This is a genomic window from Flavobacterium sp. (assembly GCF_027484705.1).
Taxonomy (GTDB): domain Bacteria; phylum Bacteroidota; class Bacteroidia; order Flavobacteriales; family Flavobacteriaceae; genus Flavobacterium.
Window position 1 is genome coordinate 1 of record NZ_JAIXSL010000009.1, and the last position, 14,750, is coordinate 14,750.

11 protein-coding genes are annotated in these 14,750 nt (G+C 40.2%); all 11 read right to left on the reverse strand.

From position 1 onward, the window contains the following. Positions 1 to 2 precede the first annotated feature (2 nt). Positions 3 to 2,096 (reverse strand): T9SS type A sorting domain-containing protein, encoded by a 2,094-nt coding sequence (locus Q0058_RS05110; RefSeq protein ID WP_298221666.1) that lies wholly within the window; start codon positions 2,094 to 2,096, stop codon positions 3 to 5. A 77-nt stretch (positions 2,097 to 2,173) separates the two neighbouring features. After that, complete coding sequence (gene rpsA, locus Q0058_RS05115) at positions 2,174 to 3,946, reverse strand: 30S ribosomal protein S1 (protein ID WP_298221667.1); 1,773 nt, start codon at positions 3,944 to 3,946, stop codon at positions 2,174 to 2,176. 423 nt (positions 3,947 to 4,369) lie between these two features. Next, positions 4,370 to 4,810, reverse strand: a complete 441-nt coding sequence (locus Q0058_RS05120; protein ID WP_298221668.1) for a VOC family protein — start codon at positions 4,808 to 4,810, stop codon at positions 4,370 to 4,372. A 94-nt stretch (positions 4,811 to 4,904) separates the two neighbouring features. Then, positions 4,905 to 6,158, reverse strand: a complete 1,254-nt coding sequence (locus tag Q0058_RS05125; protein ID WP_298221669.1) for a nucleoside permease — start codon at positions 6,156 to 6,158, stop codon at positions 4,905 to 4,907. Between the two features lie 124 nt (positions 6,159 to 6,282). After that, positions 6,283 to 7,260, reverse strand: coding sequence for a protein-glutamine glutaminase family protein (locus Q0058_RS05130; RefSeq protein WP_298221670.1), 978 nt, complete (start codon positions 7,258 to 7,260; stop codon positions 6,283 to 6,285). A 26-nt stretch (positions 7,261 to 7,286) separates the two neighbouring features. Continuing rightward, positions 7,287 to 8,066, reverse strand: coding sequence for a T9SS type A sorting domain-containing protein (locus Q0058_RS05135; protein WP_298221671.1), 780 nt, complete (start codon positions 8,064 to 8,066; stop codon positions 7,287 to 7,289). A gap of 44 nt (positions 8,067 to 8,110) precedes the next feature. After that, positions 8,111 to 8,806: a (d)CMP kinase gene (cmk, locus tag Q0058_RS05140; protein WP_298221672.1), complete on the reverse strand. Its 696-nt coding sequence runs from the start codon at positions 8,804 to 8,806 to the stop codon at positions 8,111 to 8,113. 42 nt (positions 8,807 to 8,848) lie between these two features. Next, the gene (gene porQ / locus Q0058_RS05145) at positions 8,849 to 9,874 is read right to left on the reverse strand and encodes a type IX secretion system protein PorQ (RefSeq protein WP_298221673.1); all 1,026 of its coding nucleotides are present in this window, start codon (positions 9,872 to 9,874) and stop codon (positions 8,849 to 8,851) included. Between the two features lie 89 nt (positions 9,875 to 9,963). Further along, on the reverse strand, positions 9,964 to 12,414 hold the full coding sequence (gene lon, locus Q0058_RS05150; protein WP_298221674.1) for an endopeptidase La: 2,451 nt from the start codon (positions 12,412 to 12,414) through the stop codon (positions 9,964 to 9,966). A gap of 177 nt (positions 12,415 to 12,591) precedes the next feature. After that, positions 12,592 to 13,557, reverse strand: a complete 966-nt coding sequence (locus Q0058_RS05155; RefSeq protein ID WP_298221675.1) for a hypothetical protein — start codon at positions 13,555 to 13,557, stop codon at positions 12,592 to 12,594. Between the two features lie 10 nt (positions 13,558 to 13,567). Next, positions 13,568 to 14,632, reverse strand: a complete 1,065-nt coding sequence (locus Q0058_RS05160) for a hypothetical protein (protein ID WP_298221676.1) — start codon at positions 14,630 to 14,632, stop codon at positions 13,568 to 13,570. Positions 14,633 to 14,750 lie beyond the last annotated feature (118 nt).

Below are 14,750 nucleotides of genomic sequence, written 5' to 3' on the forward strand. Positions count from 1 at the left end.
CACTACATTTTCACAAACTTCACACTTGAAGTTCCTTTATCCGAATTGATTTTCAAAAAATAATTTCCGGTTTTCAGACTTGAAACATCAATAGTTTTGGTTTGCTGTGCGTTTGGAATAACCAATATCAATTGCCCTAAAGTATTGTAAACATTTATGGAAGTCACTTCAATAGTTTTCTTGGTTTCTATATTCAAAACGTCCTTCACTGGATTTGGATAGAGTTTGAAATACTGTTCAAAATCAAAATCTTTGTTGGCTAAAAGTGATACTGTTGTAGTAGCTGTATTGGTAATGATCGGGAAGTTATAATCAAAATAAATACTTGCCGTGTTGCTGAATGTATTGCCGAGAACCAAGCTTGGTTTGGTTTTGATTTTAAACGCTACGTAACCATCGTTGTTCGCATCGCTGAAAGGAAGGTTGATGTTTTTGAAGATAAACTCCACTTTATTCGTGCCGGAAATTTTCGTGACAAACGAATGACTTCCATCGATTGGAATTAAGGAATTGATATCGAATTTGGTCGTGTCAATCATATCTTTCACCACGATATTTTCAGCATTAGCCGTTCCAGTATTTTCGAAACGGATCATATAATGCACTTCTTTTCCGACCATTTCGGGTGTGATGGTGTTGCCTTCGAGACAGGTTTTGTCGTTGGGGTCGAAGGAGTTTACTACGGTCTGATTGAGGATAAACTCATTGTCATCAGGTGTTTCTTCTATTAATGTGCTGTTGACTGAAGCTGTGAAATTTAAAACATCACCACCAGTAAGCGGTGGGTTTTCCATGGGTGAATTTGCATTTAGCGTGACAGAAATCTCTCTTGATTCAAAAGGTTGCAAATTGGTAAAATCCCAATTCAAGTAATTGATAACTTGAGAAGAAAAAGTTGGATTTGAATTTACCAAATCTAAGACAGCATCATTATAAGCAAAACTGATAGTACCGGATTGCGTTTGGGTTCCTTTGTTTTTATAGATGATTTTGTAGGTTGAGTCAAAGCCGGGTCTAGAATCTTCGGATGGCAATAATGCAATTTCTAAATCAGCATGAACTCCATTCACACTGTAGCAAAAATTCTGCACAACGGGATTTGATGCATTTGGCAATACAACTGTTGTTGAAGGCGGTGAAACATTAAAATAGTTAGGGTGTTCCAATTTTGGGGTAATTGTGTGGGTTCCTGCCTGAATAGGAATCGTATATACTCCACTGGCATCACTGGCAAAATCTCCAGTCACGATTCCGTTGGTAATCTCAATTTTGACATTATTAATAACCAAGTCATCGTTGGTACATCCATTGTCATTCTGATCAAATGAAGCATGCCCATTAATCGTATAATATTCGCCTCCGGGCGTGAATGTACAGTAATCATTGATAACGACGTTACCAAAGGCCGGATCATTCAACTGTTCGACCTGTGCCGCCTGTGCATCATCAACACAAAAAAACCTTTGGGTCGTATTTCCGAAAGATCCCTGCTCAATCCGACTCATCGTTTCAATACTACCATTTTTTATATTGAGATATTGAATATCATTGGCATGGCAATCCAGAAAATGCAAATGAGTCAGACTGGAAAGATCTAAACTTGTAAGATTATTTTCATAACAATTAAGGTTTTCAATGGTAGTCAATGTATGAACATCCAATGAATCCAAATCGTTGTACCATACAGAAAGCGTTTTCAGTACCGGCAGATCGTATAGGATAATTTCATTTAAACCTGAATAGGTGACGTCAATTAATTCTAAATGCTGGAGTCCGTGGATGTCGAGACTGAAAAGAGTCGCGTCGAGTAGTGAGAAATAAGTAAGGTTTGAAAATGCATTGATACCAACGAGGCTATACGCATAAGTGGTTCCTAGTTTGAGGTAGCTGATATTTTGCGCTTCCGAAACCTGTATATTGCCGTCTGCATTAGCATCAAGTTTCGTCCAGTTTCCGGCTAAATCTTTGGCTCTTTGGTTGGCTACGGTCGCGGAAAGCAACCTAGATTTAAACACGCTGTCAGGAATGTTGACATTTTGCCCGCAAACAGAAAGCACCGTAAAAAAAGAAACGAAAACATAGCAAAATTTTTTCATATCATTCCATTTAAGTTTCAAATATAAACAAAAAAGCCCCGTATCACTACGAGGCTTTTTACTATTCAGAAGGAAAATTATTTTTTCTCTTTCTTTTCCATTTTAGCTTTCAAGTCAGCCAAAATATCATTGTTATCTCCTAACGTTGCAGCTGGTGCATTGTTGTTGTTCGATACTGATTCAGCAACGGCTTTCACATTTTTCTCTTCTTCTTCACGGAAGATCGCAGTGTGCGAAGCTACTACTCTTTTGAATTCTTTGTTGAACTCGATCACTTTGAAATCCGCTTCTTCGCCTTTTTTCAATTTCTTTCCGTCTTCTTTTTCAAGGTGACGTGTTGGTATGAAAGCCACGATATCATCACCGAATTCTACGGTAGCACCTTTGTCAACGATTTCAGAGATCGTTCCTTTGTGGATGGTTCCCACAGCGAAAGAATCCTCATACTGATCCCAAGGATTAGCCGTCGTTTGTTTGTGGCCTAATGACAATTTACGTCCTTCAACATCCAACTCAAGAACTACAACGTCAAGTTTTTCACCAACGTTTACGAATTCAGATGGGTGTTTGATTTTCTTAGTCCAAGACAAGTCAGAGATGTAGATCAATCCGTCGATACCTTCTTCCAATTCTACGAAAATTCCGAAGTTGGTGAAGTTACGAACGATACCTGTGTGTTTAGAACCAACAGGATATTTCGCTGTAATGTCTGTCCAAGGATCTTGACTCAATTGTTTGATACCCAAAGACATTTTTCTGTCTTCTCTGTCTAAAGTAAGGATAACTGCCTCAACAACATCCCCTACTTTTACGAAGTCCTGAGCCGAACGCAAGTGCGTAGACCATGACATTTCAGACACGTGGATCAAACCTTCAACACCTTCAGCCACTTCGATAAAGGCACCGTAATCAGCGATTACAACTACTTTACCTTTTACTTTATCACCCACTTTTAGGTTAGCATCCAAAGCATCCCATGGGTGTGCGTTTAATTGTTTCAATCCTAATTGGATTCTTGTTTTCTCATCATCGAAATCAAGGATTACGACGTTCAATTTTTGGTCTAATTCAAGCACTTCACTTGGGTGATTGATTCTGCTCCAAGATAAATCTGTAATGTGAATTAATCCGTCAACACCACCTAAATCAATGAACACACCGTAAGAAGTAATGTTTTTCACAACACCTTCCAACACTTGTCCTTTTTGCAACTGACCGATGATTTCTTTTTTCTGTACTTCGATGTCCGCTTCGATCAACGCTTTGTGCGATACGACAACGTTTTTGAATTCGTGGTTGATTTTCACCACTTTGAATTCCATCATTTTGTTTACATATACATCGTAATCACGGATTGGTTTCACATCAATTTGTGAACCTGGTAAGAACGCCTCGATTCCGAAAACGTCTACGATCATACCGCCTTTAGTTCTGCATTTTACAAAACCGTTTACGATTTCACCTGTTTCATTAGCAGCGATAACACGATCCCATGATTTGATAGTTCTTGCTTTTCTGTGTGAAAGCACCAATTGACCTGTTTTGTCCTCACGAACATCAATCAATACTTCTACTTTGTCACCCACTTTTAAAGCTGGGTTGTAACGGAACTCATTCAAAGAAATAACACCTTCCGATTTCGCGTTGATGTCAACGATAACGTCGCGGTCAGTAATTCTGACAACAACACCTTCCACTACTTCTTCCTGATCGGTGTCGATAAAAGTTTTCGATACCAATGCTTCAAATTCCTGAAGGTTTTTCTCGTCTACAGCGTCAATTCCTTCTTGGAAATTGTGCCAGTTGAAGTTCTCTAAAAATTCCGTTTGTGATTTTAATAATTCAGACATATGTTCTGATAAAAATTTGTATTCTGTTCCCGCGGGCTTCTGACGTGACCAAAAACAGAAGTTGTTTTTTTTATAATTTGTTCATCTCCAATGGAAACCCTATCACCAAAAGAGTGCGCAAAAGTAAGGCTATTTTTTTGAAATGCAAACTTTTACGACGAGAAATTTAAGTTAAAAGAAGGCAATTTTAAAAGTAAAGTTTTTTGTTCAGCAGCTAATCCCGCTGTCCAATACAATCTTTAGCGCCGAACCCCGCCGCTAAAGGATTTCCATTACCATCGGGGCTAGGGCAATCGAATACTAGACTGTGAGACTGTATGATTATCCAAGAGCGTATCTTAAAACCTTACAGTCTCAAAGTATTACAATCTAAAAAAAACCGATACATTTTCACATATCGGGTTCCAAATTACTATTTAGAAATTACTGCTGAACCTCATCAAAATTCACCATCCAATGCACACCGAACTTATCGGCAAACATGCCGAAGTAAGCGCCCCAAAAAGTTTTCTCCATCGGCATGATGACATTGCCACCGGCCGAAAGCCCGTTGAAAAATCTATCCGCTTCCGCTGTGCTGTCGGCATTGATCGAAATAGAAAAATTACCGCCAAAAGCAGGAACATCGCCAGTTTTACTCGTGCTGTCGCTGCCCATGATAATTGTATTGCCTATTGGTAAAGAAACATGCATGACTCTTTCTCCTTCTTCGGCTGAAGGTGGCGGGCAATTTGGATCATCGGATGGCGGCATATCTTTAAACTTTCCGATGTATGGGAACTCACCGCCAAAAACCGATTGGTAAAATAGGAAAGCTTCTTCGCAATTCCCGTTAAAAATTAAATAAGGATTAACTTGTGTCATTTTTGGTTTTTATATTGTTACATTCAAATTTACAAATTAAAAAACCTTCGCTCTTTTAAGTTGCAAAGGTTCTTTTGATTTTTTATTAATAGAATTAATGACTTACATTCTCAACTGCATTCGGATCGTGTTTGTGCTTGAACATGAACGCGAACAAAATGGCAATCACCAAAGCATAAGCCGCAAACGACAACCAGATGCCGTGCCAATCCCTTACCCCATCGGAAGTAAAGAAAGTATCAATAACAATCCCGCTGATAAGACCGCCGAAAAATGCACCGAACCCGTTCGACATCATCATAAACAAACCTTGTGCAGACGAACGTATTTTAGAATCTGTAGTGGTTTCCACAAATAAGGAACCTGAAATGTTGAAGAAATCGAAAGCCATTCCGTAGACAATACACGACATAATGATCATCCATAATCCATCAGCAGGATTTCCGTAAGCAAACAAACCGAAACGCAATACCCAAGCAAACATCGAGATTAGCATGACTTGTTTGATACCGAAACGCTTTAAGAAAAATGGGATCGCTAGAATAAAAATCGTTTCAGAAATCTGCGAAATCGACATGATCAGCGTTGATTTTTTTACGATGATACTATCAGCATATTCGGGCATTTTTCCGAACTCGGACAAGAACACATCGCCATACATATTGGTCAGTTGCAAAGCGCCTCCGAGAAACATCGAGAACAAAAAGAACAACGCCATTTTATAAGTCCCGAACAATTTGAACGCATCCAAACCCAGTTTTTGAGCTAAAGTTGCCTTTTCAGAAATGAGTTTTTGAGGCGGACATTTTGGCAAGCTGAATGAATAAATTCCTAGTACAAAAGCTGAAATCGCGGAAATATAAAACATATTCGCAGAAGCCTTATTGCCTGACAAATTGGTAAGCCACATCGCAGCAATAAACCCAATCGTACCCCAAACCCTAATCGGTGGAAATACTTTCACGACATCGAAATTGTTGTTTTTAAGGATATTGTAAGCCACAGAATTCGACAATGAAATCGTCGGCATATAACAAAGCATCGCTGCAAAAATCACCCAATAGAAAGTAATCGGATCGTTGACCTGAGGAATATAAAGCAACGCAAGACCGCCCAGTATATGTAAAAACCCATACAACCTTTCGGCATTAATATACTTATCGGCGATAATTCCTGTCAGTGCAGGCATGATAATCGAAGAAATCCCGAGCGTTGAAAATATCGCACCGAACTCGGCACCGCTCCATTGTTTTGTGGCAAACCAATAATTCCCAACGGTAATCAACCACGCTCCCCAAACGAAGAACTGCAGGAAACTCATCACTGTCAATCTGAACTTGATACTCATAAATTTTCGTTTTGTTTTTAATGTAAATTGATTGTAAATCTAACATTAAAAATGACAAAAGCAAAAATTTACAACGTTTTCGAGCAGTGATTTTTAACAGCTCAAAATGAAAAGTAGTAACCTATTAATTCTGACAATTTTCGGGTGGTAAAGGATTAGGAAAACTGCATCCTGATTGATTTTGATATACTCCCAGCGTACAATCTGTTCTGAAATAATCCGAATCTAAACGAAAACTCATACTCATCGGGTCGTAATTAAAGACAATTCCCGGAACCGTTTTGTATGAAGTAGGGCCAAATTCAAAATTAGGATTAAAAACACAAACCGAATTCTGACATCCTGCCCTCCAAACTTCCGGGGTTACTGGCGCGCTAAATAGCGAAGGGTCTATGATACGCTCTTCAACGACGTTGTTGCTATTCCTAACCAATACTAAGGGTGCCGTGTGATAGATCCATTGCGTGCAACAGGAATTTGCAGAGGCTAATAAATCACCAAAAATATAGTGTTTCTGACAATTGTAACCATTCGAATTGAGGATTTGCTTCATTTTATGCGCTCTCGCATTACAGCCGTCCGTAGCGAATTGAAAAGTCAAACAGCCCGCTTGGTTGTTATTACTACAAGAATTATTGACAATCATATTAAAGACACTCATCAGCGTGGCCTCGTCTGGGAAAATTGAAATAAGTGATGGATCAGGCCTATTCATGATATCACTATCGATACTTACCAAATCTTTTCTGTAGTCGAGGATATCCTGTTCGGTGCCCAAAAGCACTTTAGCAATTTGGTTGGTTCCCTTGTAGACAAATACTTTTAAGGGAATGTCCTTTCCTATGACTTCTTCAATCAATCTGATATCGCTTGTGTGCTTGTCGGTCGACAAATCCATTTCAAAAGGAATCGGTGTTTGCACAAAACTAACCCTTGCTTTAGCGTGATCAATGGTAATATTGAATGGAGCAAATTTTGCAATTTCTTCAACCTCTTTAACGTCTTCTCTGACATAAGCGGTTTCAGAACTACAGGAATTTAAGAGCCATAACATAAAAATGCATCCCAACAGCCATCTCAAGTTTGCATAGTGCTTTTTCATATTGCTAATCTTAAATTAAACAAAGGTTATTCTTTTATAATCTTAAAAGTCGATCTGCCAGCATCCGAGTCAATGTTTAAAAAGTACATTCCTTTTTCAAGATCGGAAATATCATACGAGCTGGCTTTATCGATTTTTTTAATCAACATACCTCTCACATCAGTGATGAAAACCTCACAATCTCCCGGAATCAAACCATCACTAAACTGTATTTTAAAAATATCCTGCACAGGATTTGGCGCAACGATGACTTTACTTTTCAAATCAAAAGTTTCGGTATTCATATTCGGACCTACAACCACATTATCGATGGTCACAGCATCAGCATCATTGGCAATATAATGAAATCTGATTTTTACCGTTTGATTCACGTAGTTATGCAGGTCAACATGAATATCCAAAGTGGCTTCATCCACAAAAAAACCATAATCTTCCTCAACCCACAACTGATAATTGGAAGAACCGTTGCTGATAAAAACATAAAAGTTGCCATTCTGAAACGGCGATACCATAAAACGGTAATTCAGTTTGATCTTGAAATTTAAGTAGGCCGTAGCGTAATTCGTTAAATTGATCAAAGGTGTAATGAGTTGTTCGCTTTGGTCTTCTGCGATCCAGTCTACTGTGGCTGAACTGGTTCCGTTAATGGCGGTAGTGGTTCGTTTCCATGAGTTGGTAGGGTTTGAGCTTATCACTTCCCATCCGATAGGCGGAAATTGAACACCATCAAAATTTTCAGATAAAGCAATCTGGGCCTGACAAAAACCGAATGAAACAAGTAAAAATGTAAGTATCCCTATTCTCATAAATCAAATATAACTTTAATTTTTATGATTTAGGCATGCGAATTCTAATTTAAGTCCTGCAAATACTCATTCACAAGCGATAAAACCGCCTCAAATTGTTCTTCTCTGGTCAGGTAAGAATTGTCGATTTCAACCGCATCTTCGGCAATCAAGAGTGGTGAATCTTCACGATGCGTATCGATATAATCGCGTTCCTGCACATTTTTTAAAACATCTTCGTAAGGCACGTTTTGTCCTTTGCTTTGGAGTTCATCAAAACGGCGTTGCGCACGTGTTTCGGGGCTTGCGGTCATAAATATTTTGAGTTCCGCCTTGGGGAAAACCACTGTTCCGATATCGCGGCCGTCCATCACGATGCCTTTGCCTTTGCCCATTTGCTGTTGCTGTTCGACCAATTTGGAACGCACTTCGGAAACCTCAGCAATCTTGCTCACGAAATTGGAAACCTCAATGGTTCGGATTTCATGCTCGACATTGGTTCCGTTGAGATACATTTCTGCAAACCCCAAATCAGCATTGAAATGAAATTCGAGTTGTACAGAAGGCAAAGCCAGAATCAAACTTTGCTTGTCGAAAGATTCGGCATTGATGTAACCGTGCTGCATCGCAAAATAAGTCACTGCGCGGTACATGGCGCCGGTATCGACATAAACATAACCTAAATGTTTCGCGAGTTGTTTGGCTAAAGTGCTTTTTCCGGTTGATGAATAACCGTCGATGGCAATGGTGATTTTTTTCATATTGATATGCCACAAAGGCGCTAAGTCACAAAGTTTAGTTTTTTATTGTTCCTGAAAATTGATGGTGAGTCCGAACAAACTGGTATTCGCCGCCAAAGTATATCTTGAATAAGAATAATCAAATTTGAGCCTGCCCATTTTCAAACCGAAACCGAGTGAAATTCCCGAGAAATTTCTTTGTTCGAGCAAACGAAGTTCTTCGGCCCTGCGGAAATTATAACCCAATCTTAAATTGAAGCCTCGATCGGGAAACAATTCAGCTCCAAAAATAACATGGCGCAAAGCGTTGTTGAAAAAGGAAGTCTTTTCAGGCGTGGAACTGCCGTCAATAGAATTCTGGGCACGTGCCGGATTCGAGAAACTGACATTCCATTGCTGAAGGTTTTCCAAAGTCAGATGCCAACGAATCGGAACATTTTGAATCTGTTGTGAAATCCCGGCCATAATTTCCATGGGCAACTTTTCCTGCGTTCCGGAATAAGTCGTAAACTGGGTTCCGATATTCCGGATCACGAAAGCATAATTGATCGCGTTGACGTCATCGATGTAAATCATGCCCAAATCAATCGCACCACCGAAAGAATTGTAACTTTCCAAAGCGGAATTGATCAGTTTGGCGTTGGCACCTACATGAAAATCAGTATTGGGAATATTATAGGAATAACCGACAGACAAAGCGATATCACTTCCCGTAAAAGTGGAAGTCGGCGTTCCGTTTTCATCATAACCGTCAAATTTCCCGTAATTAACGTAATTGATTCCGGCGTGCAAAGTTTGAAGGTGACGGTCATAAGTGTAAGCGTAGGCCGCGGTTCCGTAGGTGACTTCCCCAAAATAGCTTCCGTAATTCAATGACATATGATTGTCCATTTCCGGATTGATGGTTGCGGGATTGAAATGGCCTTGGTTGACATCCTGATCGTATATCGTAAGTGTTTTCCCTCCCAAAGCAGATTGCCTCGGCGAAGTTACTAGATTCAAAAACTGGTATACCGACTTACCTCCTACTTGGCTGTATGCAAAAGTGTTACATAAAAAAAAAGCAAAATAAAGGAAAGGTCTGATCATATCGGCTGTCGCTATTGCTGTATCTATAACGCAAATGCGAAGATATTATTTTTAATAAAAAAACGGCCCATTAAATGAACCGTTTTTTGTTATAGTTTTTTAGCGTTCTTGACATTCTGGTCGGTGAGTGCGTATTTGAGGACTTCGCTCATTTCTTTGACGTAATGAAAAGTCAGTCCTTCGATATATTCAGGTTTGATTTCATCCACATCCTGTTTGTTCTCGTGGCACATGATGATCTCTTTGATGTTGGCGCGTTTGGCCGCAAGAATTTTCTCTTTGATGCCGCCTACCGGAAGTACTTTTCCGCGAAGCGTGATTTCTCCGGTCATCGCAATGCTTTTCTTCACACGCTTTTGCGTAAACAAGGAAACTAAGGAAGTCAACATCGCAATTCCTGCACTTGGCCCGTCTTTAGGTGTAGCACCTTCCGGAACGTGTAAGTGAATGTTGTATTTGGATAACATTTCAGAATCTAAACCTAATAACGATGCGTTGGCTTTGATGTATTCGAGTGCAATGGTTGCGGATTCTTTCATGACCGTGCCTAAATTTCCGGTAATCGTCATGGTTCCTTTTCCTGGTGACAGCAACGATTCTATAAAAAGGATATCACCGCCGACGGCTGTCCAGGCCAAACCTGTAACAACCCCGGCGACTTCATTGTTTTCGGATTTGTCGCGCTCCATTCTTGGGACACCAAGAATTTTAACGATATCTTCGTCTGTGATTTTTTTGTTGTAGTCTTCTTCCATCGCAACCGACTTAGCGATATTTCGGATGACTTGCGCTATTTTGGTTTCGAGGCCACGAACTCCGGATTCTCGCGTATAACCTTCAACGATTTTTTCCAATTGCTTTTTGCCAATCGTGACGTCTTTTGAAGTCAATCCGTGTTCTTTCAATTGTTTTGGAAATAAATGCTGGCGGGCGATTTCAGTTTTTTCTTCAATTGTATAACCCGACATTTTAATCACTTCCATACGGTCTTTAAGCGCCGGTTGGATCGCCTGCATATTGTTCGAAGTCGCGATAAACATCACTTTTGATAAGTCGTATCCCATTTCAAGGAAATTGTCATAAAAAGCATTGTTCTGTTCGGGATCTAAAACTTCAAGCAAAGCCGATGAAGGATCGCCTTGGTTGCTGTTTGATAATTTATCGATCTCATCCAAAACAAAAACAGGATTGGAAGTTCCCGCTTTCTTCAAACTCTGAATAATTCTTCCGGGCATCGCGCCGATATAAGTTTTACGGTGGCCGCGAATTTCTGCTTCGTCGCGCAAACCGCCTAATGAAATTCTGACATATTCCCTGCCTAAAGCTTCCGCCACCGATTTTCCGATAGATGTTTTTCCAACGCCCGGAGGTCCGGCAAGACAAATAATCGGCGATTTCATATCGTTGCGCAATTTCAAAACGGCGAGGTGTTCGATCATTCTTTTCTTGACGTCTTCGAGTCCGAAATGGTCGCGGTCAAGAATTTTTTGGGCTCTTTTTAAATCGAAATTGTCTTTGGAATATTCATTCCACGGCAAATCGAGAATCAGTTCAAGGTAGTTTCTCTGGATTCCAAAATCAGGCGCCTGTGGGTTCATGCGCTGCATTTTCGACAATTCCTTATCGAAATATTTTTGCGTTTTTTCGTCCCATTTTTTGGCTTTGGCTTTGGTGCGCATCTCATCGATTTCCTCTTCCTGCGAAACGCCGCCCAATTCTTCCTGGATGGTTTTCATCTGTTGGTGAAGGAAATACTCGCGTTGTTGCTGATCAAGATCAAAACGAACTTTCGATTGGATGTCGTTTTTGAGTTCGAGCTTTTGCAACTCTACATTCATGAAACGCAAGGTTTCGAGTGCGCGTTCTTTCAAAGCATTGATGGCTAATAAATTTTGTTTTTCGCTGACCGACAAATTCATATTCGACAGTACAAAATTGATCAGGAAAGACTGGCTTTCGATATTTTTTATGGCAAAGGTAGCTTCGGTCGGAATGTTCGGGCTTTCCTTGATAATCTGGATGGCCAACTCTTTTATAGAGTCTAAAATCGCTAGAAATTCAGAATCGTGATGGCCCGGTCTTTTCTCTTCGACTTCCTTAATCATCGCATTGAGATAAGGTTTTTCGGAAGTGACGGCATCGATTTCGAAACGTTTTTTCCCTTGGAGAATTACGGTAATATTGCCATCAGGCATTTTTAAAACCCTAAGAATTCTGGCAACAGTTCCTATTTTATGGATATCGTTTTTGGTCGGATCTTCGTCACCTTCATTTTTCTGCGCCACCACGCCGATGATTTTATTGCCGGCATTGGCATCATTAATCAGCTTGATCGATTTGTCACGACCCGCAGAAATCGGGATTACGACACCCGGAAATAATACGGTATTACGTAAAGGGAGAATTGGTAATGAAGCAGGCAATTCCTCATTATTCATTTCCTCTTCATCCTCGGGAGTCAATAATGGGATTAATTCCGCATCGGTGTCGAATTCTTGTAATGACAAATTGTCAAAGGAAATTATATTGCGATGTGACATATATTTTAGTAGGTCAAAATGACATTAAATTGGTAATTGGAGTAACAAATGTAGCAGAACAAAACGACAAATTGGTATAAAATCGATGTACGACACATTAACTCGTTGGCTGTTTTAAAAAGTCAACTTTTGTGCCATTCAACCTGTTTGTCATGGTTTTGGTCTATCGACTTTGGCTTAATAAAGAATGTGAGCCGTCAGTTTCTCGGTGGTAATGACACCATCTTCATCGGTTTCAATCTGTATGGGTCCGTGATTTTTGGCAAACCAATACTTGGTAACCGTGATTGCTGTTGGAGCCGAAAGACTCGTCACGGTCTTCACCCTTTTGACAACAATTACATTATTAAAAGTACCGCCCGGAACCGTAAGACTTGCATCTCTTTCGGTAATGGTAGAGACAATTTCTACATTGGAATTTTCAGGCGGCAAGCCCATCTCTGTGGTAGTTTCGATATAAGTGTTGGTCCAGGAACTGTTGATTGGTAAATAATCTTTCAATATAATAGTTTCATTACCTGAAATGGTATAATCTAATCCTGTGTAATCTTCGTATAAATCGAAATAATCACCCACTGCTGATTTTCTTATTTTCCTTCTGGGTTCACCATCAATCAATTGAAAAATATAATAGGTGTTGTCATTAATAATTTCAGTTCCAACAATCTTCCAAGGCAATTCATTGTTGTTATCAATGGAAAAAATCCATTGGTTCTGCAGCGCCATCGGCCAGTATTCATCTGTAGTGATGACTCCTAATGGCGGGATAGTGATGGGACCGATCCATTCGCTGTACTGATTTGCTGAACAAACCGAACGCACATAAAAATCATAACCTGCATTCTCAGACAACCCTGTAAAAATTTTGGAAGCCGCATTCGAATAAAATGTAGTTCCAGAACCTAAAGCAAATCCCGAATTTCCATATTGCACTTGCCAGGAATGCTGATCGGCGTTCGTGTCCCAAAGTACGGTAGCCATGGAGGTGTTTGTTGATCGGGTTGCTGTAACATTTTCCGGCTCGCTGCAGGTTCCTGCAGATACGGGTTGTGCAGGTTGCGGCTCTACAGGTTCGTCCTCGCACGAAAAAAACACCATCGTCATCGCGATCATCAACGTACGCAGGAAATTCATTGCAGTCATAAAAGATTTTTTAAGGTATCGCTACATCGAAAGTGCCACTCGTGATATCGCTATGATTATTCAAGGCGTCAGTAGCGCTGAAATAAAACATTCCTTTGATTCTCGTTCCCGTACGCTCTGTAATGGTAAGCGATCCATCAGTATCGACTTCCAATTCGGTAGGCAAAGGTCTGAAATAAACAAATCGGAACAGATCCGTCGGTAAGTTGTTATTGAAATATTCCGTCCCGACAACTGCATCATTGCTGATGTTTATCTCAATGACATTATTCTGGGCGTCCGTGGCGATAATATATATAGAGGGCGCGCTATTTAAAGTGGCATTAGGATTCACACTAATCGGTCCGACATCCACAAACTCAACGCCATCAACCAAAGCAAAAAACGTATTGTCATTACTGGCACCTGTTGCAGGAATATTGATCGGCCCTACCCAATTGCTATTTTGATTGGCGTCGCAATTCGAACGAACATACACATCGTAACTTTCCGTAGCGATCAAACCAGAAATGATTCGTGTCGGTAATGATGAAGACAATTGCGCTCCTGAACCCACAGTAAAACCTGCTGGTCCATACTGCACCTGCCATGAATTTCCATCTGCGGCTAAAGTACAGCTTACCGTAGCTGTGGTAGGATCTGTAGCGGAACGAACGGCAGTCACATTGGTAGGATTCGCGCAACTCGAAACGCCGCTGCCTGGAGAAATAGGCCCAACCCAATTGCTATAATAACCGTCATTGCAACGGGTACGGATATAAAAATCGTAGTTTATGGTAGCCACCAATCCGCCAATCAGGCTGCTGGTGTTAGAAAAATTAACCGTAGTTCCTGTGCCAATGGCGAAACCATCAATGCCATACTGGATTTCCCAAGCTCCTGTTCCCGATGATTTATCCCAATCAATTCTGACCGAATTGCCATTGATGAAAGGGCTTACGCTGAATGACAATGGTGCTGCACAGGCAACGGGTTGGTCGGTGGCTGACAACGGATCAATCGGTTCGTCTTCACAAGAAGTGAAAATAAATGTGGTGAACAGCGCTAAGAAAAGAATGAATTTATTTGCATTCATGATTTGAAATTTATTTTTTTTGAGACAGTTAACAAATATATTTAATCCAATATTCTAAATGAAATTAATTTGGCGAAATAAAATTTATTGTATTCAAATCACCAAACACCTTGGTTGA